This is a genomic window from Actinomadura rifamycini DSM 43936, assembly GCF_000425065.1.
Lineage (GTDB): Bacteria > Actinomycetota > Actinomycetes > Streptosporangiales > Streptosporangiaceae > Spirillospora > Spirillospora rifamycini.
Genome location: NZ_AULB01000019.1, coordinates 104,085 through 122,004, shown reverse-complemented (window position 1 = coordinate 122,004; position 17,920 = coordinate 104,085). Strand labels below are relative to the sequence as shown.

The window sequence follows — 17,920 nt, the reverse complement described above, 5'->3', positions numbered from 1 at the left end:
CGGAACCCGCCGCCGGTTCGGCCGCGGCGGCGGTGAGGTCACGGAGCCCCGCCGGGCTCGACCATTCCGTGCTCGTAGGCGTAGATGACGGCCTGCACCCGGTCCCGGCAGTCGATCTTCGCGAGCAGCCGGGCGACGTGGGTCTTCACCGTGGAGACGCTGAGGAACAGGGTCGCGGCGATCTCCGCGTTCGACAGCCCCCGCGCGATCAGCAGCAGCATGTCCCGCTCCCGTGCGGTGAGGTCGGGCACCGGGGGCGGGGCGGGCCGGGCCGCGCGGGACGCGCGGGCGTACTCCGCGATCAGCCGCCGGGTGACCGCCGGGGCGAGGAGCCCCTGGCCGGACACCACGACGCGGACGGCCTGCACCAGCTCGTCCGGCTCGATGTCCTTGAGCAGGAAGCCGCAGGCGCCGAAGCGGAGGGACTCGAAGACGTACTCGTCCAGGTCGAAGGTGGTGACGACGAGGACGGCGAGCGGGTCGTCGACGCCCGGGCCGGCCAGCCGCTCGGTCGCGGCGATGCCGTCCAGCACCGGCATCCGCACGTCCATCAGCACCAGGTCGGGCCGGTCCCGCCGGGCGAGCCGGACGGCGTCGGCGCCGTCCGCCGCCTCCCCGACGACCTCGATGTCGTCCTCGGCCTCCAGGATCGTGCGGAACCCGGCCCGGACGACGGCCTGGTCGTCGGCGATCAGGATGCGGATCGTCATCGCTCGCCCGCCTGGTCGAGGGGGAAGGTCGCGGCGACCTGCCAGCCGCCGTCGGGCCGCGGGCCCGTGCGCAGCTCCCCGCCCGCGTGCTGCACGCGCTCGCGCATCCCGAGGAGTCCGTGGCCGCGCCCGGGACCGGACGGGCCGGACGGCCGGTCGGGCTCGGCGTTGCGGACGGTGACGCGCAGCGAAGCGTCACCGAACGCCGTCTCCACGGTGACGGGCGCGCCCGGGGCGTGCTCCCGGGCGTTGGCCAGGGCTTCCTGGACGAGCCGGGAGACCGCCAGGTCGACGGTCAGGGGAAGGCGGCGCGGCGCGCCCGTCGTGCGGAACTCGACCGCCATCCCGGTGTCCCGGGACTGCCGGACGACCTCCTCCAGCCGGGCCGCCGTCGGCTGCGGCGCCCGGACGTCCGCGTCCCGATCGTGCTCGCGCATCAGGCCCACCATGGTGCGCAGGGCGGTCAGCGTGTCGCGGCCCTGCGCCCGGATGGACCGCAAGGTGGCGCGGACGGCCTCGGGGTCGCGGTCCAGCAGCCGGTCGGCGGCGCCCGCCTGGACCACGATCGCCGACAGGTCGTGCGCGGCGATGTCGTGCAGTTCCCGGGCGATCCTGGCGCGTTCCTCGGCGACCGCGGCCGCGGCCTGCTCCTCGCGGTCGCGCTCGATGCGGGCCGCGGTCTCGGCCCGGTGGACGCGGCGGGTCCGGACGGTCAGCCCCGCCATCGCGGGCACGAGGTACGCCGCGGCGGCCCCCGTCGCCATCGTCCAGGCGTCCCGGGGCGCGCCGCCCCAGAAGGCGACGAGGCCGTCCACCGAGCCGCCCGCGGCCACGGCGGCGAGCCCGCCCGCCAGGTGGGCCGCGCAGGCGGCGCCGACGATGGTCGCGGCCCGCGGCCAGGACGTCCGGACGGCGACGGTGTAGGCGCAGAACAGGATCCCGATGCCGATCAGCGCGGGCCGCACGGGCAGGGCGGCGGTCGCCAGGGGCGCCGCCGTCGCCGCGGCCAGGGCGGCCGCGGGATGGTACCGGCGCACCGCGATGGCCAGCAGGTCGACGCAGGCGAGCAGGTAGGCGAGCGCGATCGTCCAGTCCGGTTCCGCCGGGTGCAGCGACAGGACGTGGGGGATCCGTGCGAGGTTGGCGGACAGCAGCACGGCCGCGACGAGGACGTCGCCCCGCACCGCCGAGCGGAGCGGGACTTCGCGGCCTTCCCGTCCTGTCATGCCGTGCTGTGCTCTTCCCGGTCGCGGATCGGCAGCCACCGCCAGTAGGTGACGCAGCGCCAAGCCCACTCCAGCGGTCCGTAGCGGAAGCCCCGGAGCCACAGGTTACTGAACAGCGCCTGTGCGGCCAGGATCCCGAGCCCGAGCAGCGCCGCCGTCGTCCAGTCGGACGATCCCCGCAGGTCCATGGCCGCCCCGATCGGGACGAACAGCATCGCCGCGGTCATGTAGTTGGTGAGCGCCATGCGCCCCATGGGCCCCAGGACCCACGACAGCGCGGCCACGGCCGGCGTACGGAGCGCCAGCAGGAAGAGGACCACGTAGCCGGTGGCCATCGACAGCGAGAACATCAGCCCGAGCCGGATCTGGACGATGTCGTGCAGCTCCATCGCGATCAGCGTCCAGGCCAGCGATCCGGTCACGACCGCGGCGGCCCCGATCGCGACCAGCGCCCCCGCCGACCGCGTGAGCCTCGCGGGGACGTCCAGGTCGGCGAGCGCGAAGCCCAGCACGAACAGGCCCGGCAGGAGCCCGAGCCCTCCCACCCCGACCAGCACCCCGAGGACGGTCAGGACGCCGCCCGCCGTGAGCAGGGCCCGCCCCTCCAGGTAGCTGAACGGGAGCAGCACCAGCACGCCGGTCACGGCGAACGGCAGGAGCACCTCGCCGGGCTGGATCAGGTGGAGCAGCGCGCCCGCGAACCCCAGCGCCGCGAACCTCCGCAGGAACAGCGTCCGGGGGCGCGGCGAGCGCCGCCGCGCGGAGCGCAGGAAGATCCCGAACCCGATGCCGAACAGCAGGTAGAAGATCGGGTAGAAGCGGCCCAGGAAGAACACCCGCAGGACGTCGGGCAGCTGCCCGGCGTAGTCGAACATCTCCAGCGTCTGCGGGATGTTGATGAAGATGATCCCGCAGAGCGCGAAGCCTCGGAGGTCGTCCAGCGCGGCGATCCGCCGGTCCGGCCGGACCGGCGCGGCGACGGTCTCCGGTTCACTGATCGTGGTCATGCGAGCCATGCTCGCCCCGCCCGTCCGACCACCGCTTCGGCCGCAGGGACCTCCCCCGTTCCCCCTCAAGACCCAATGCGGGGACATCCCCCAGATCAGGACGACCGCCCCCGAAGAGGTGTGGGCAAGCCCACCTCAGCCCCGCCCCGGCCAGAGCGGACGGGAAACACTGCGATTGCGTCCGAAGGCAGGTTCGAGCGAAGCGAGAACCTGATCGCGCAGCGAGCCCCTGGGCGAGTCGGAGCGATGCAGCAATCGCAGCAAGGCCCGTTGAAGGAAGGCCCCCTGGGGCCTGACGCCGAGGGTCTTGCAATAAGCACGTGAGCCCCTTGGGCGAGTCGGAGCGATGCAGCAATCGCCGCGTTGCCCGCCGAAGGAGGGCCGCCTAGCGGCCCGACGCCAAGGGCAACGCGGAAAGCACAGCGCGGATGGCGGGGCGGCGGGTGGCTTTCTCGCGCCAGACGGCGAAGATGCGGCGGTAGAGGGGGGCGGAGAGGGGGACGATCGCGACGCCGGGCGGGACGTCGCAGCGGCCCATCCGGGGGAGGATCGCGTTGCCGAGGCCGGCGCCGACGAGGGCGAGCTGGGTGGCGAACTCGTAGGCCATGTGGACGATGCGGGGTTCGCTGTCGACGGCGCGGAGGGTGCGCAGGAGCCAGTCGCAGCAGATGCTGTCGGGCGAGGAGCTGATCCAGGGGTCGCCCGCGAGTTCCTTGAGGTCGACGGCGTCGCGGTCGGCGAGGGGGTGGCCGGCGGGGAGGGCGACGTCGGCGACGTCCTCGCAGATCGCGGCTTTCTGGAGGCCGTCGGGGAGCGGGAGGGGCTCGTTGTTCCAGTCTTGTACGACGGCCATGTCGAGGTCGCCGCGCAGGACGAGCGGCATGCTCTGCAGCGGGTCCTCTTCGCGGAGGAGGACGCGCAGGTCGGGGTGGTCGGCGCGGAGGCGGCGGAGGGCGTCGGGGACGAGGCCGCGGGCGGCGGTGGGGAAGGCGGCGAGGGTGAGCTGGCCGACGACGGAGCCGCGGTGGGCTTCGAGGTCGGCCTGGGCCTGCTCGACGAGGGAGAGGATGCGTTCGGCGTGCGCGACGAGGAGTTCGGCGGCGTCGGTGAGGCGGACGCCGCGGCCGTTGCGCTCGAGGAGTTTCTGGCCGGTCTCGCGTTCGAGCTTGGCGAGCTGCTGGGAGACGGCGGAGGTGGTGACGTGCAGGACGTCGGCGGCGGCGCTGACCGAGCCGTAGGTCGCCACGGAGTGCAGGGCGCGCAGCCGTTCCAGATCGAGCATGAAGCAACCCTAAAGCGAAGGGTCGAGAACTTCTAGCTTGTGCTTAAGACGTCGGGTGCCGATGATCGGCGCATGAGTCCGCGCCACGCCCCGCCGATCAGCATAGTCCCGCCCTTCCCCGCCGTCCGCCGGACCGGGACGGGGTGACCGCCGTGTTCCGCGGGGTGTACCCGTCGCTGGTGACGCCGTTCGCGGGCGGCGCGGTGGACGAGGGGTCGCTGGAGCGGCTCGCCGCGCGGTGCCTGGACGGCGGCGCCGCGGGGCTCGTCGCGCTCGGCACGACGGGGGAGGCGGCGCTGCTGGCCCCGGACGAGCGGACGGCCGTGCTGGCGGTGTGCCGGACGGTGTGCGACGAGTACGGGGTGCCGCTCATCGCCGGCGCCGGGTCGATGGGCACCGAGGCGACGATCGCGGAGGCCCGGAGCCTCGAAGTGTTCGCGGACGCGCTGCTCGTCGTCGTCCCGTACTACCTGCGGCCGTCCGACGAGGGGGTCGTCGGGCATTTCGCGGCGGTCGCGGCGGCCGCGGACGTCCCGGTCATCGCCTACAACGTGCCGTACCGGACGGGGAAGCGGCTCTCGGCGGAGACGCTCCTGCGGGTGCTGGACGCCGTCGCGGCCGTCAAGCACTGCCCCGGCGGCATCGACGGCGACACGCTCGCGCTGCTCGCGGCGGACGCGGGCGGGGACGTCCTCGCGGGCGACGACGCCTACCTGTACCCGATGATGCGGCTGGGCGCGTCCGGGGGCGTGACGGCGTCCGCGTGCCTGGCGCCGGGCGCGTTCGCGGAGCTGGCGCGGGCGGACGGCGAGCGGGGGCGGGAGCTGCACGGGGCGCTGCTGCCGCTGGTGGACGCGCTGTTCGCGGAGCCGTCGCCGAGCGTGCTGAAGGCGTGCCTGGCCGAGCTGGGCGTCATCGACGACCCGGCGGTGCGCGCGCCGCTGCGCGCGCCCCGGCCGGAGAACGTCGAACGGGCCCTGGAGGCGCTCCCCTAGCCGCGGGCGGCGCCGGCGGCGGCGCGGGCGGCGTGCGGGAGGGCGTCCAGGACGCGGGAGATCGCCGCGTCGTCGTGCGCGGCGGACAGGAACCAGACCTCGAACGCGGACGGCGGCAGGTACACGCCGTGCTCCAGCATCGCGTGGAAGAACGCCGCGTAGGCCGCGGAGTCCTGGCGCTGGGCGGCGGCGAAGTCGCCGACCGGCTCGTCGGTGAAGAAGACCGAGAAGAGGTTCCCGGCGTTCTGCGGGCGGTGCGGGACGCCTTCCTTCGCGAGGGCCTCGGACGCGGCCTTCAGGACGGTCGCGGCGTTCGCGTCGATCGCGGCGTAGACGTCGTCGGTCGCGTTGCGGAGGGTGGCGAGCCCGGCGGCGGTCGCGAGCGGGTTCCCGGAGAGGGTGCCGGCCTGGTAGACGGGGCCGGCCGGGGCGAGGCGGTCCATGATGTCGGCGCGGCCGCCGAACGCGGCGGCGGGCAGCCCGCCGCCCATGACCTTCCCGTACGTCACGAGGTCGCCCGCGACGCCCTCCAGCCCGTACCAGCCGGACCGGGACGCCCGGAAGCCGGTGAGCACCTCGTCGACGACCAGCAGCGCGCCGTGGCGCTCGCAGAGCCGCTTGAGGAGGGCGTTGAAGTCGGGCAGCGGCGGGACGACGCCCATGTTGCAGGGCACGGCCTCGGTGATCACGCACGCGATGTCGTGGCCGTGCTCGTCGAACGCGAGTTCCACGGCGGCGACGTCGTTGTACGGCAGGACGATCGTGTCCGCGGTCGTCGCGCCCGTCACGCCGGGGGTGTCGGGGAGGCCGAACGTGGCGACGCCGGAGCCGGCGGCGGCGAGCAGGGAGTCGACGTGCCCGTGGTAGCAGCCCGCGAACTTCACGACCTTCGGGCGGGACGTGAACCCGCGCGCCAGCCGGATCGCCGACATGGTCGCCTCGGTGCCGGAGTTCACCAGCCGCACCTTCTCCACCGGGGTGCGGGCGGTGATCTCCTCGGCGAGCTCCACCTCGCCGGGTGTGGGCGCGCCGTAGGACGTCCCGTGCGCGGCGGCCTCGCGGACGGCGTCGACGACCGCGGGGTGGGCGTGCCCGAGGATCATCGGGCCCCACGAGCAGACGAGGTCGACGTACTCGTTGCCGTCCGCGTCGGTCAGGTAGGGGCCGCGCGCGGACGCCATGAAGCGGGGCGTGCCGCCGACGGCCCCGAAGGCCCGGACCGGCGAGTTCACGCCGCCGGGGACGACCCCGCCGGCACGCTCGAACAACTGCTGGGAGCGATCGGTTCCAGTCACGGTTCCATCCTGTCAGTTGCAGTTCGGCGACTTGCCTTGACCTCGCCGGGCACGGGCCTATATTCCACCAAGTGACGACATCGGCGCCCGTTCCGGCGCCTTTCCCCTTTCACCGGCGATCAGCCGTATCGAGGAGTGGCTTTCAACGTGGTCGACGGCTGGACGGTCCCGGGCTTCACGCACGAACGGGAACTGGGCGGCGGCGCATTCGGCAGGGTGGCACTGGCGGTCGACGACACCACCGGCACCCGGGTCGCGATCAGGTACCTGGACCGGCGGCTCGTCGACGACCCGTCGTTCATGGCGCGGTTCGGCGAGCGGGCGCGCACGCTCACGCAGGTCGAGGACCCCAACGTCGTCGACGTCTATGACTTCGTGACCGCCGACGAGGGCGCGGCGCTCGTCATGCAGCACGTCGAGGGCGTGAGCCTGCGCCGCGTCCTGGCGGTGCAGGGTCCCGTGGGGCCGCTCGCGGCGCTGTCCACGCTCGGCGGGATGCTGCTGGGGCTGGCGGCGGCGCACGACCGCGAGATCGTGCACGGCGCCGTGCGTCCGTCCGACGTGCTCGTGGACGGGCAGGGCAACGCGGTGGTGGGCGACTTCGCGCTCGCGCCGCCGGGCGCGGAGGCGCAGACGGCGCCGCCGTACGCGGCGCCCGAGCTGTGGGAGGGCGCGCCCGCGACCGTCGCGACCGACGTGTACGCCGCGACCGCCGTGTTCTTCGAGTGCCTCACGGGGCGGCCGCCGTTCGCCGGGCGCAACATGGCGCGGCTGCACCGGGAAGGGCCGATCCCGGTGGAGGAGGTCCCGGGGCCGCTCCGCGACCTGCTGCGGAAGGGGCTCGCGAAGGACGCGGCGGAGCGGCCGGCGTCCGTCGCGGACTTCATCACCGCCCTCGAAGAGGCGGCGATCTCCGCGTACGGGCCGTCCTGGGAGGCGCAGGGCCGCGGCCGGCTCACCGAGCTGGCGGCGGAGGCGGCGCGGCGCCCCGAGCCGAAGAAGTCGTCCCGCGGGACGGGCCGCAACGCGATCGTGGCGGCGGGGGCGGACCGGCCGGGCCGCGGGTCGCGGACGCGCTGGATCGCGGCGGGCGCCGCGACCCTCGCGGTGATCGCGGGGGCGGCGGTGGCGGTGCCGATGCTGACCGGCGGCGAGGACCCCGCGCCGGTCGCCGCGCCGCCCACCCCGGCGCAGCAGAGCACGAGCCCGCAGCCGGTCCTGCCGGAGGGCGGCGTGGACCCGGCGCCGCTCGTCGCGCGGATCGAGCAGGCGACCGCGCAGGCGCCGGGCGCGAAGTTCGACTTCGCGCGGGACGGCGAGGGCGCCGTCCGGGCCAAGGGGACGTTCGCGGTGGTGCCGGGCGCCCTGCCGTCGTACGCGATGACGGTCCGGGGGACGGGCGAGACGAAGAGCGCGGGCAAGACCATCGTGGTCGGCGACCGGTTCCACGGCGAGGTGTCGCGCAAGTGGCGGCCGCTGCCGGGGAACCACCCGTACGCCGCGCTGACCGAGCAGGTCCGCCGGGGCAGCTCGGTCGCGACCGTGACGTCGCTGCTGCGCACCGCGACCGAGCTGCGCAAGGACGGGGACGTCTACAAGGGTGCGGCGCCCGCGGCGGCGCTCGCGCAGGTCCCGAACGTGGGCCCGCTGTACGCGTCCCTCACCCGGACGACCGGTGCCGCGACGGTCGACTTCGCGATCCGGCTCGACCGGCTGAACCGGCCCGCGGCGCTGTGGCTGCGCGCCGGGCAGGCGAAGGCGAAGCACGCCGTGCTGCAGACGACGTACGCCGACTGGGGCGGCAAGGACGTGAAGGCGCCCCGCTAGGCATGCCGCGGGCCCCCGGAATCCGGCGCGATTCCGGGGGCCCGCCGTTCGGGGGGCGGCTACCTGGTCAGGAGCCGCCCGGGTAGTTCGGGTTGTTGGCGTCGGGGATCTGGATGCTGATCGGGAAGTCCGCGCCCGACAGGACGAGCAGGGCGCCGAGGCGGAGGATCTCGTCGAAGGCCCAGTAGACCCGCTGCAGGACGCCGGGGGCGTCCTCGAGCTCCAGCAGGCCCTCGCGGACGGCGATGAACGGCTCCCAGGCCGTCTCGAAGACCGCGTCCCAGAACGGCTCCCGCGGGATCTTCAGCCAGCCGGCGATCTCGTCGCCGAGCACGTAGCGGGTGAGCGCTCCCAGGATGGGCTTGGTGATGTACTTGAGGGGGCCGCCCGGGACGATCGTGCCGAGGTTGAGGAGCATGTCGGCGAGCTTGATGCCCTCGGGCGTCGGCGCGAGGATCGGCGTCAGGACCTGCGCGGCCTGCGAGTCCGCCTCCGCCCACGAGTTCGGGATGTACTCTTCCTTGATCCCGAGCATGTAGGCGCAGAGCTGCCACGAGTGCAGGAACGCCTCGGACTCGTTCGCCGGGATCGGCACCTTCCACTTCTTCAGGTTCTGCATGACGGTCGTCGGCAGGCTGTGCCAGGTGACCATCATGTCGGCCTGGCTGATCGGGATCTCCTCGTCGGCGACCTTCGACCAGTGGGGGGACTGCGGCAGCAGGTGGCGGACGCCCGCGTGCGCCAGCCGCGTCTTGACGCAGGTGACGATCATCTCGCCGTCGGCCCGGTAGGCGTTCGACGTGCCGATGTCGTAGCCGAGCTTGGCGGTCTTGGTGATGCGGTCCCGCATGTCCGCACCGCCCTTGGAGTAGTACACGGCGCGCGCCTCGCGGGGGATGACCGTGCTCATCATCCCGCTGGCGAAGCCGTAGGTGACGCCGAGGTAGAGCCCGCGCTTCTCGTTGAAGTTCGTCGCGACGTCGAGCTTGCCCTCGTCGGCCCAGGACGGCAGCTGCCTGGCCTGCTCCATGAAGCCGCGCAGTTCCGACGGCAGCGACCTGGAGAGCGTCTGGCCGTTCTTGGTCCACTTGCGCAGTTCGCGGTTGACGGCCGACGTGTGACCGCTCTCGATGATGTCGGCGACGATCGGGTCGACCACGTCGTCCCACACGCCCCGGGGGTCGGCGCCCGCCCCCGCGCCTGCCACCGACCCCTTGGGGGACCAGGTCCACAGTGTGCTCGCGTGCGCGGGCGTGGCGACGCTCAGCGCGCCCAGCGCGCCCAGCGTCCCGCCCGCCGCCAGCATCTTCCGCCTGCTGAGTTCGTCCATGCCATCGTCCTCCTCGGGGTGAGCATCCGTTGATACGCTGATACATGGTTTGCATCTGTGTATCATCGGTGGCAGACCAATAACAGCACACGGTTTCAGCCGAAACAAGACCCGATTTGGTGTAATTACTGGCGAGAAGAGAACTATCAGCCCTCTTGGGAGGAAACGTGGACTCTGAGCAGGTCTCCGCCGTCGTGGCGGCCTCAGGTCCCGAGTCGTTGCTCGAACGCGCCTACACCGACGCCGTCGAACGGGTCGACGATCCCGACGAGACCCGTGCGCGCGTCCTCGACGCCGCGTCCGAGCAGTTCTCCCGGATGGGCGTCCAGCGCTCCACCATGGAGGACGTCGCGAAACGCGCCGGGGTCTCGCGGATCACGGTATACCGGCGGTTCGCCACGAAGGACGCACTGGTCGAACAGGTGGTGCGGCGCGAGCTGCGCCGCTACTTCGACCGGTTCCTCGTCGACATACAGCGGGCCGAGACCGCCGCCGACCGGGTGGTGCTGGGCTTCGTCAGCTCGCTGCGCGCCATCCAGCGGAACCCGCTGATCGGCGGGCTGATCACCGCCGAGCCGGACTGGCTCGTCCCGTCCATGGTCAGCGACGGCGGGCAGACGCTCGCGGTCGTCCGGCAGTTCGTCGCCGGGCAGCTCCGCCGCGAGCAGCGCGCCGGCAACGTCCCGGACGGCCTCGACACCGACCTCGTGGCCGAGATGATGGTCCGCGTCTCCGCGTCGTTCCTGGCGATCCCGAGCCTGGTCATCGACCTCGACGACGACGAGCAGCTCGCCATGGTGGCCCGCCGCTTCCTGGTGCCGATGCTCCAGGGCTGACCGCCGGGGGGCCGGGTCGGCCCCGGGGGCTCAGCCCACGGCGTCCGAGAGCACCTCCAGGAGCCGCAGGGGGTCGGGAAGGGAGGTCTGGGGCGGCCGCACCCACGCGGTCTCGCGCCCGTAGGGCAGGACGGTCGGCGGCGCGACGACGTAGCTGTCGCGGCAGTGCCAGCGCATCCCCGGGGTCTCGGCGACGTCCTCCGGGGAGCAGTCGAGATGGCACGACCACCATTCGTCCTCGTCGACGGGGGCGCCGCGGGTGCTGACGAAGAACAGCATCCGCTCGGCGCCGACCGCCGCGACGGGCCCGACGGGCAGGTCGTCGCGCTCGATGCGGGCGAGCGCGCGGTGCCCGGCGGCGGCGGGGATGTCGAGGACGTCGAACACGCGCCCGGTCGGCAGGATGATCCCCGCCTGGGGGCGGTCGGCCCACCAGCGTTTCAGCACCTCGGCGTCCACGCTGGCCTGAAGGCCCCAGGTGGCGGACACGGGATGCGCGGCGGGGTCGGGGCAGCCGACGCGGTCGCAGGAGCAGGCGCGGTCGCCCCCGACGGGGGCGTGCGCCCCGGGTACGCAGGGCCAGCCGAGGCCGGCGTAGCCGAGGGCCGCCGTGAGCATCCGTTCGCGCGCCGCCCTGTTCCGCCTGTACCCCGACACCGCCAGCATGAGCGCCCCCCAATGCGAGTTCCTGTATCGATGATGCCTCGGGGAGCACGGGCCAGGCACGCCAACCCCCGGAATCGGCCCGAACGCGTTACGCGGTGAGGCCGCGCGCCACCTCGGTCGCCCAGTAGGTGAGCACGATGTCGGCGCCCGCACGGCGGATCGACAGCAGCGACTCCATGATCGTCCGCTCCCGGTCCAGCCAGCCCTTCTCGGCGGCGGCCTCGATCATCGCGTACTCGCCGCTGACCTGGTACGCCACGACGGGCACGTCGACGGCGTCGCGGACGCGGCGGATGACGTCCAGGTAGGCGCCCGCGGGCTTCACCATGACCATGTCGGCGCCCTCGTCGAGGTCGAGGAACACCTCGCGGAGGGCCTCGTCGGCGTTCGCCGGGTCCTGCTGGTGGGTGGACCGGTCGCCGAACCGCGGCGCGCACTCGGCCGCGTCCCGGAACGGGCCGTAGAAGGCGGACGAGTACTTCGCCGAGTACCCCATGATCGAGACCTCCGGGTACCCGGCGCCGTCGAGGGCCTCCCGGATCGCGCCGACCTGGCCGTCCATCATGCCGCTCGGGCCGAGGACGGCCGCCCCGGCCGCCGCCTGCGCCACTGCGATGGACGCGTAGCGCCGCAGCGTCGCGTCGTTGTCGATCTCGCCGCTCTGGGTGAGGACGCCGCAGTGCCCGTGGTCGGTGTACTCGTCGAGGCACAGGTCCGTCATCACGACGGTCGAGTCGCCGACGTCCGACACCAGGTCGCGCAGCGCGAGCTGCACGATGCCCGCCGGGTCGTCGGCGGCCGAGCCCTCGCCGTCCTTCACCGCGGGGATCCCGAACAGGATGATCCCGCCGACGCCCGCCTCGACCGCGTCGTGCGCCGCCTTGCGCAGGCTGTCGCGGGTGTGCTGGTACACGCCCGGCATGGACGCGACGGGCTGCGGCGCGTCGATGCCCTCCTTGACGAACATCGGCAGGACGAGCTCGGCGGGGCTCAGCCGCGTCTCGGCCACCATCCGGCGCAGCGCCGGGGTGCGGCGCAGCCGGCGGGGCCGCGCGGCGGGGAACTGTGCGGTCATCGCTCTTCTCTCCTGGGCGCGTGGAGGCTACTTGCGGCGGCGGGCGCCCCGGCGCATCTGGGACGGCTTGCGCAGCGGGTCGCCGTTCTCGATCTGCGTCGCCCGGCGCTTCGCACCGTACTCGGCGAGCGCCTCCGCGAGGGCGGAAACGGACGGCTTGGGCGCCATGACGTCGACGCGCAGCCCGTACTCCTCGGCGGTCTTCGCGGTCTGCGGGCCGATCACCGCGATGACGGTCACGTTGTGCGGCTTCCCGGCGATCCCGATGAGGTTCTTCACCGTGGACGACGACGTGAACAGCACGGCGTCGAACCCGCCGCCCTTGATCGCCTCGCGGATCGGCGCGGGCGGCGGCGCGGCCCGGACCGTCCGGTAGGCGGTGACGTCCTCGCACTCCCAGCCGAGGTCGGTGAGCCGGGCGATGAGGGTGTCGGTGGCGATGTCGGCGCGCGGTAGCAGCACCCGGTTGATGGGGTCGAGGTCCTCGTCGTAGGGCGGCCACACCTCGGCCAGGCCCTCCCCGGACTGCTGCCCCTCGGGCGTCAGGTCCGGCACGACGCCGAACTCGACGAGCGCGGCGGCGGTCTGCTCGCCGACGGCCGCGACCTTCAGGCCGGCGAACGCGCGGGCGTCCAGCCCGTAGTCGGTGAACTTCTCCCGGATCGCCTTGACCGCGTTGGTCGAGGTGAACACGACCCACTCGTACCGTCCGGTGACGAGGCCCTTGACGGCGCGGTCCATCTGCTGGGGGGTGCGGGGCGGCTCGACGGAGATCGTCGGGACCTCGTCGGGGACGGCCCCGTACCCGCGGAGCTGGTCCGACAGGGACGCCGCCTGCTCCTTGGTGCGCGGCACCAGGACCCGCCAGCCGAACAGCGGCTTCGTCTCGAACCAGGACAGCCGGTCGCGGTACTTCACCACGTCCCCCACGATGATCATCGCGGGGTGCTCCATGCCCTTGGTGTCGGACGCCAGCTTGTGCAGGGTCGACACGACGGTCTCCTGCTCGGTGGTGGTGCCGAGGCTCGTCATCGCCGCGGGGGTGCGGTCGGAGCGGCCGGCGGCGACCAGGCCCTTGCAGGTGTCGGCGACCGCGCCCTCAGCGCCGAGGATCACCAGCGTCGCCGACGGGTCGGCGTAGGCCGTCCAGTCGACGCCGCCGCGGGACGCGTCGACGACGCGGACCTCGCGGTGGTCGGGGTCGGTCAGCGGGATCCCGGCGTAGCCCGGGACGCCCGTCACCGCGGACACCCCCGGGACGACCTCGAACGGCACCCCGGCCTTGGCGAGCGCGGCGCCCTCGGCGGCGAGCCCGCAGCCGAGCCCCGGGTCGCCCTGGAACAGCCGGACGACGCGGCGCCCGGCCTTCGCGGCGCGGGACGCGAGCTTCACCGGGTCGCCCTCGGCGGTGTCGACGATCTCGGCGTCGGGACGGCAGTGCGCGAGCACGTCGGCGGGGCAGTGCTCCCGGCTGACGATGACGGTCTCGGCGTTCTCCAGCTCCGCCGCGGCGCGCAGAGTCAGCAGCCCGGGGTCGCCCGGGCCCATGCCGACGATCGCGACGGTGCCCGGGTCGGCGGTCCGGCGGGAGGCCGGGACGCCGGCGCCCGTCCGCGCGGGGCCCGTGCGGGCGGGGATCTGACTAGCGGGGCTCAATCTCGCTCCCCCATCAACTGGTCGGCCCCCTGGGCGAGCAGCCGGTCCGCGAGGTCGCGTCCGATCTGCTCGGCCGCATCCGGGTGGCCGCTTGCGGACATCCGAATCTGCCGGCTCCCGTCGTAGGCGGCGACGGTCGCGGTCAGATGCAGCGATTCATCAACTTCGGCAGCGTATGTTCCCACGGGCGCCGAGCACCCGCCCTCCAGGACGGCCAGCACCGTCCGCTCGGCGGTGACGGCCGCCCGGGTCGCCCGGTCGTCGAGCGCGCCGAGCAGCTCGATGAGGTCGGTCCGGTCGGCGCGGCACTCCAGGGCCAGCGACCCCTGCCCGGGGGCGGGCAGCATCTGGTCCGGGTCGAACACCTCGGCGACCGCGTCGAGCCGCCCGATGCGGCGCAGCCCGGCGTGCGCGAGGACGACCGCGTTCAGCTCGCCGTCGGTGACCTTGCCGAGCCGGGTGGGCGCGTTCCCGCGGATCGGGACGATTTCGAGGTCGGGGCGCAGCGCGCGCAGCTGCGCGACGCGGCGCGGCGAGCCGGTGCCGACGCGGGCGCCGTGCGGCAGGTCGGCGAGCTTCGCGGGGCCGCACAGCGCGTCGCGGGCGTCGTCGCGGGCGGGCGTCGCGGCCAGCGCGATCCCGGGCGTCGCGGTCGTCGGCAGGTCCTTCAGCGAGTGCACCGCGAAGTCCACCTCGCCGGACAGCAGCTTGTCGCGCAGTTCGTTGACGAAGACCCCCGTGCCCCCGATCTGGGCGAGCAGCGCCTTGGAGACATCACCATGCGTGGTTACCCCGACGAGCTCCACGGCATGCCCCGTACGCTGCGTCAATGCGTCGGCGACGCCCTGGGACTGCGTCATGGCCATCAAGCTCTTGCGGGTGCCGAGCCGCAGCGGACGCCCCGCGCCCGATTCCGTCCCGGTGCCTGCCGTAGTCAATGCCTCACTCCGCTCACGATTCGTCTCCGTTCCGGGGCGCCGCGTCGCGCGCGCTCACCGCGCGGACGCTCGCCGCACGCGCGGCGACGTCCTCCACGGTGGTGGTGCTGACGCAGTCGGCCTCGGCGCAGTCCGCCGCCGTCGCCGCCGGTGCGGGCGCCGCCGCCGCGGCCCCCGTCTCCTCCACCGTACGCGCGGACCCGCTCCAGGGGGGAGCGGCGCTCCCCGCGGCCGGACCGGGGCGCGCTTCGCCGTCCCCGGCGCCGCCCTCCCCGATGTCGGCGCGGGCGACGGCCTCGGGCGCCTTCGGGTCCAGGTCGAACAGCTCGCGGAGCGCGTCGGCGTAGGAGTCGCCGCCGGGGGCGGCCGCGAGCTCCTTGACCCGGACGGTCGGCGCGTGCAGCAGCTTGTCGACGACGCGCCGCACGGTCTGCGCGATCTCCTTGCGGTCGCGGTCGTCCAGGTCGGGGAGGCGTCCGGTGAGCCGGGCCAGCTCGGCGTCGACGACGCCCGCGGCCTTGGCGCGCAGCGCGACGACGGTCGGCGCGACGGCGGCGGCGCGGGCGGCCGACAGGTACGCGGCGACCTCGTCGTGCACGATCCGGCGGACGGCCTCGACGGCGCGGTGCCCGACGGCGTGCGCGGCCTCCTCGGCGGTGCTCAGGTCGTCCAGCCCGGCGAGCGCGACGCCCGGCAGGTCGCGGACGGCCCGGTCGATGTCGTGCGGGAGGGCGAGGTCGAGCAGGAAGCGGGCGCGGCCGTCGGCGCCCGCGCCGGCCGCGGCGAGCCGCCCGGCGGTCAGGACCAGGCCGGTCGCGCCGGTGCAGGACACGATCAGGTCGGCGTCCGCGAGCGCGGCGTCGAGGTCGGTGAGGTCGACGGCGCGCGCGGGCACGTCGAGCGACGCGGCGAGCCGGACGGCGTTCGCGCGCGTCCGGTTGGCGATCACGACCTCGCGGGCCCCGGCGCGGCTCAGCGTCGCGGCGGCCAGCGAGCTCATCGACCCGGCGCCGACGACGAGCGCGCGGACCCCGTCCAGCGGGCCGAGGTGCCGGACGGCGACGTCGAGGCCGACGCTGACCAGCGACGCGCCCGCCTGGTCGATGCCGGTCTCGTGGTGGGCGCGCTTGCCGACGCGCAGCGCCTGCTGCAGGACGTCGTGGAGGTCGCGGCCGAGCGTCCCCTCGTCCTGCGCGAGCCGGAACGCCTGCCGCAGCTGCCCGAGGATCTGCCCCTCGCCGACGACCATGGACTCCAGCCCGCACGCCACCGCGAACGCGTGCTGGACGGCCCGCTCCTCGTAGTGGACGTACAGGTGCCGGGACAGGTCCTCCAGGGGGACGCCGGAGTGCAGCGCCATCAGCTCGGAGATCGCGGAGACGCCGCCGTGGAACTTGTCCACGACCGCGTACACCTCGACCCGGTTGCAGGTCGACACGATCGCCGCCTCCGCGACGTTCGCGGACTCGTGCACCGCGTGCAGCAGCTTGGCCAGGTCGTCTCCGGTCACCGCCGCCCGTTCGAGCAGCGCCACGGGGGCGCTCCGGTGACTCAGCCCCACCACCAACACACTCATGTGAACTCCGCTGTTCGCCCTACTCGCTCCGCACCGCTCCCGACGGAGCCGCGCCCCCCTGACGGCCCGCCGCGCCGAACGTCCCGCGCAACGTTCAACAACCGGCGCCCGTCTGCTCGTCCTGTTACCTCGGTCACACCGTTCAAGCGTCCACCGCCTCGACGTACTGCGTCGTGCCGGGGGGCGTCTCGTCGGCGTCGAGCGGGCCGAGGCCGTCCGGCCCGCCCGCCTTGCGCTGCTCGTGGAACGCGAGAATCTGCAGTTCTATGGACAGGTCGACCTTGCGCACGTCGACCTCGTCGGGGACGGTCAGCACGACCGGCGCGAAGTTCAGGACGCTCGTCACGCCCGCGGCCACGACGCGGTCGCACACGCCCTGGGCGGCGGCCGCGGGGGTCGCGATCACGGCGATGGAGACGCCGTGGTCCGCGATGACGTCCTCCAGCCGGTCGATGTGCTCCACGGTCTTGCCGTAGATCTCCTGGCCGACGATGGACTCGTCCGCGTCGAGCAGGCCCGCCACCCGGAAGCCGCGGGACGCGAATCCGCCGTAGCCGGCCAGTGCCCGGCCCAGGTTACCGACACCGATGATGGCGACCACCCAGTCCTGGGTGAGTCCTAGCTCACGGGAGATCTGGTAGACCAGGTACTCGACCTCGTACCCGACGCCGCGCGTCCCGTAGGAGCCGAGGTGCGACAGGTCCTTGCGCAGTTTCGCCGAGTTCACCCCGGCGGCGGCGGCGAGTTCCTCGGACGACACGGTCGCCACGCCGCGCTCCTGCAGTCCGGTGAGCGCGCGCAGGTAGACGGGCAGGCGCGCCACGGTCGCTTCGGGGATGCCGCGCTCGGCGCGGTCGCGGTTCTGTCGAGATGTCACGGCCTGCTCTTCGGGGCTCGACGCTGGGGACGGGGCGGGACCCCCTGACCCCGGCGCGCGGCCGGGCCTCCCGGCCCGATGCGCGCATCGGGACCGGCCGCCCCAGGGCTGTCAACCAGGTTAAGCCTTTGTGAATACGCGCACAAAGTCACCCCCCGGTTCACGGCCGTGACCGTTTTACCGGCACTCGCTCCAAAAGCCTGCTATCTGCGGCATTTCCGAGCTTTCAGGGTACGTCAGTAACCACTTACATGGCGAGGGGGTGTGACCGACGACATTCCCGGACGCCCGCCGCCCAGGGCGATCGGCGGCCCCGGAAGGGCCGCGCGGGCGAACGGGATCAGCCCCGTTCGCGGACTTCCGTGATCGCGGTGCGCAGGCGGTTCTCGTCGACGCGCCAGAAGTCGTGCTGAACGCCGTTGATCAGCGTGACCGGAATCTGCTCCCAGTACTGCCGCGTGTCCTCTTCCGACGCGGTGATGTCGCGTTCCTCCACCCGCACCCCCATGTCGGCCGCGACCCGCTCGATGACCGCGCGGGCGTCGTCGCAGAGGTGGCAGCCGGGCTTGCCGAGCAGCGTCACGACGACGTCGCCGCCCGGACGGCCGGACGCACCGTCCATCG

Annotated in this window: 16 protein-coding genes; 3 read left to right on the top strand and 13 right to left on the bottom strand. The window is 73.7% G+C overall.

The features are described from left to right. Positions 1 to 38: 38 nt before the first annotated feature. The 4 genes from H505_RS0119365 to H505_RS0119350 all read right to left on the bottom strand — a co-directional run bounded on the left by H505_RS0119365 (position 39) and on the right by H505_RS0119350 (position 4,225). Positions 39 to 710, bottom strand: a complete 672-nt coding sequence (locus H505_RS0119365) for a response regulator (protein WP_026403298.1) — start codon at positions 708 to 710, stop codon at positions 39 to 41. Then, positions 707 to 1,936, bottom strand: coding sequence for a sensor histidine kinase (locus tag H505_RS47835; RefSeq protein WP_084550519.1), 1,230 nt, complete (start codon positions 1,934 to 1,936; stop codon positions 707 to 709). The genes H505_RS0119365 and H505_RS47835 overlap by 4 nt, the downstream gene beginning before the upstream one ends. Beyond that, a complete protein-coding gene (locus tag H505_RS0119355; protein ID WP_026403297.1) occupies positions 1,933 to 2,943 on the bottom strand; it encodes a DUF418 domain-containing protein in 1,011 nt (336 codons plus the stop codon). The genes H505_RS47835 and H505_RS0119355 overlap by 4 nt, the downstream gene beginning before the upstream one ends. A 385-nt stretch (positions 2,944 to 3,328) precedes the next feature. After that, positions 3,329 to 4,225 (bottom strand): LysR family transcriptional regulator, encoded by an 897-nt coding sequence (locus H505_RS0119350; RefSeq protein ID WP_026403296.1) that lies wholly within the window; start codon positions 4,223 to 4,225, stop codon positions 3,329 to 3,331. 152 nt (positions 4,226 to 4,377) lie between these two features. Here H505_RS0119350 and H505_RS0119345 point away from each other — a divergent pair, with 152 nt between their 5' ends. Further along, on the top strand, positions 4,378 to 5,220 hold the full coding sequence (locus H505_RS0119345; RefSeq protein ID WP_034518769.1) for a dihydrodipicolinate synthase family protein: 843 nt from the start codon (positions 4,378 to 4,380) through the stop codon (positions 5,218 to 5,220). Here the strand turns inward: H505_RS0119345 and hemL are convergent. After that, on the bottom strand, positions 5,217 to 6,515 hold the full coding sequence (gene hemL, locus H505_RS0119340; protein ID WP_026403294.1) for a glutamate-1-semialdehyde 2,1-aminomutase: 1,299 nt from the start codon (positions 6,513 to 6,515) through the stop codon (positions 5,217 to 5,219). The two genes, H505_RS0119345 and hemL, sit on opposite strands and share 4 nt — an antisense overlap. Positions 6,516 to 6,650: 135 nt before the next feature. Here hemL and H505_RS47830 point away from each other — a divergent pair, with 135 nt between their 5' ends. Beyond that, the gene (locus tag H505_RS47830) at positions 6,651 to 8,342 is read left to right on the top strand and encodes a serine/threonine-protein kinase (RefSeq protein ID WP_084550516.1); all 1,692 of its coding nucleotides are present in this window, start codon (positions 6,651 to 6,653) and stop codon (positions 8,340 to 8,342) included. Positions 8,343 to 8,409: 67 nt separating this feature from the next. Here H505_RS47830 and H505_RS0119330 read toward each other — a convergent pair whose 3' ends face one another. Then, the gene (locus H505_RS0119330; RefSeq protein WP_026403293.1) at positions 8,410 to 9,672 is read right to left on the bottom strand and encodes an oxygenase MpaB family protein; all 1,263 of its coding nucleotides are present in this window, start codon (positions 9,670 to 9,672) and stop codon (positions 8,410 to 8,412) included. Between the two features lie 167 nt (positions 9,673 to 9,839). Between H505_RS0119330 and H505_RS0119325 the strand changes: the two genes are divergently transcribed. Beyond that, positions 9,840 to 10,508, top strand: coding sequence for a TetR/AcrR family transcriptional regulator (locus tag H505_RS0119325; RefSeq protein ID WP_051300889.1), 669 nt, complete (start codon positions 9,840 to 9,842; stop codon positions 10,506 to 10,508). Between the two features lie 30 nt (positions 10,509 to 10,538). Here H505_RS0119325 and H505_RS0119320 read toward each other — a convergent pair whose 3' ends face one another. The 7 genes from H505_RS0119320 to H505_RS0119290 form a co-directional block, all read right to left on the bottom strand. Next, a complete protein-coding gene (locus H505_RS0119320; RefSeq protein WP_169528847.1) occupies positions 10,539 to 11,126 on the bottom strand; it encodes a bifunctional DNA primase/polymerase in 588 nt (195 codons plus the stop codon). Positions 11,127 to 11,262: 136 nt separating this feature from the next. Beyond that, entirely contained in the window at positions 11,263 to 12,249 is a 987-nt protein-coding gene (gene hemB / locus H505_RS0119315; RefSeq protein WP_026403290.1) for a porphobilinogen synthase, read from the bottom strand. Between the two features lie 27 nt (positions 12,250 to 12,276). Further along, positions 12,277 to 13,806: a bifunctional uroporphyrinogen-III C-methyltransferase/uroporphyrinogen-III synthase gene (locus H505_RS0119310; protein WP_267898590.1), complete on the bottom strand. Its 1,530-nt coding sequence runs from the start codon at positions 13,804 to 13,806 to the stop codon at positions 12,277 to 12,279. A 95-nt stretch (positions 13,807 to 13,901) separates the two neighbouring features. Continuing rightward, positions 13,902 to 14,771 (bottom strand): hydroxymethylbilane synthase, encoded by an 870-nt coding sequence (gene hemC, locus H505_RS0119305; RefSeq protein WP_051300888.1) that lies wholly within the window; start codon positions 14,769 to 14,771, stop codon positions 13,902 to 13,904. 85 nt (positions 14,772 to 14,856) lie between these two features. After that, entirely contained in the window at positions 14,857 to 16,419 is a 1,563-nt protein-coding gene (locus H505_RS42995) for a glutamyl-tRNA reductase (RefSeq protein ID WP_084550513.1), read from the bottom strand. Positions 16,420 to 16,561: 142 nt separating this feature from the next. Continuing rightward, on the bottom strand, positions 16,562 to 17,296 hold the full coding sequence (locus tag H505_RS42990; RefSeq protein ID WP_034518656.1) for a redox-sensing transcriptional repressor Rex: 735 nt from the start codon (positions 17,294 to 17,296) through the stop codon (positions 16,562 to 16,564). Between the two features lie 340 nt (positions 17,297 to 17,636). Then, on the bottom strand, positions 17,637 to 17,918 hold the full coding sequence (locus tag H505_RS0119290) for a glutaredoxin family protein (RefSeq protein WP_026403287.1): 282 nt from the start codon (positions 17,916 to 17,918) through the stop codon (positions 17,637 to 17,639). Positions 17,919 to 17,920: the final 2 nt, after the last annotated feature.

Excerpts from the sequence above, each read along its gene's own strand:
- H505_RS0119365 (WP_026403298.1), bottom strand. The coding sequence starts at position 710 with ATGACGATCCGCATCCTGATCGCCGACGACCAGGCCGTCGTCCGGGCC.
- hemB (WP_026403290.1), bottom strand. The coding sequence starts at position 12,249 with ATGACCGCACAGTTCCCCGCCGCGCGGCCCCGCCGGCTGCGCCGCACC.
- H505_RS0119320 (WP_169528847.1), bottom strand. The coding sequence starts at position 11,126 with ATGCTCACGGCGGCCCTCGGCTACGCCGGCCTCGGCTGGCCCTGCGTA.
- H505_RS0119330 (WP_026403293.1), bottom strand. The coding sequence starts at position 9,672 with ATGGACGAACTCAGCAGGCGGAAGATGCTGGCGGCGGGCGGGACGCTG.
- H505_RS42995 (WP_084550513.1), bottom strand. The coding sequence starts at position 16,419 with ATGAGTGTGTTGGTGGTGGGGCTGAGTCACCGGAGCGCCCCCGTGGCG.
- hemC (WP_051300888.1), bottom strand. The coding sequence starts at position 14,771 with ATGGCCATGACGCAGTCCCAGGGCGTCGCCGACGCATTGACGCAGCGT.
- H505_RS47835 (WP_084550519.1), bottom strand. The coding sequence starts at position 1,936 with ATGACAGGACGGGAAGGCCGCGAAGTCCCGCTCCGCTCGGCGGTGCGG.
- H505_RS0119290 (WP_026403287.1), bottom strand. The coding sequence starts at position 17,918 with ATGGACGGTGCGTCCGGCCGTCCGGGCGGCGACGTCGTCGTGACGCTG.
- H505_RS0119355 (WP_026403297.1), bottom strand. The coding sequence starts at position 2,943 with ATGACCACGATCAGTGAACCGGAGACCGTCGCCGCGCCGGTCCGGCCG.
- H505_RS0119350 (WP_026403296.1), bottom strand. The coding sequence starts at position 4,225 with ATGCTCGATCTGGAACGGCTGCGCGCCCTGCACTCCGTGGCGACCTAC.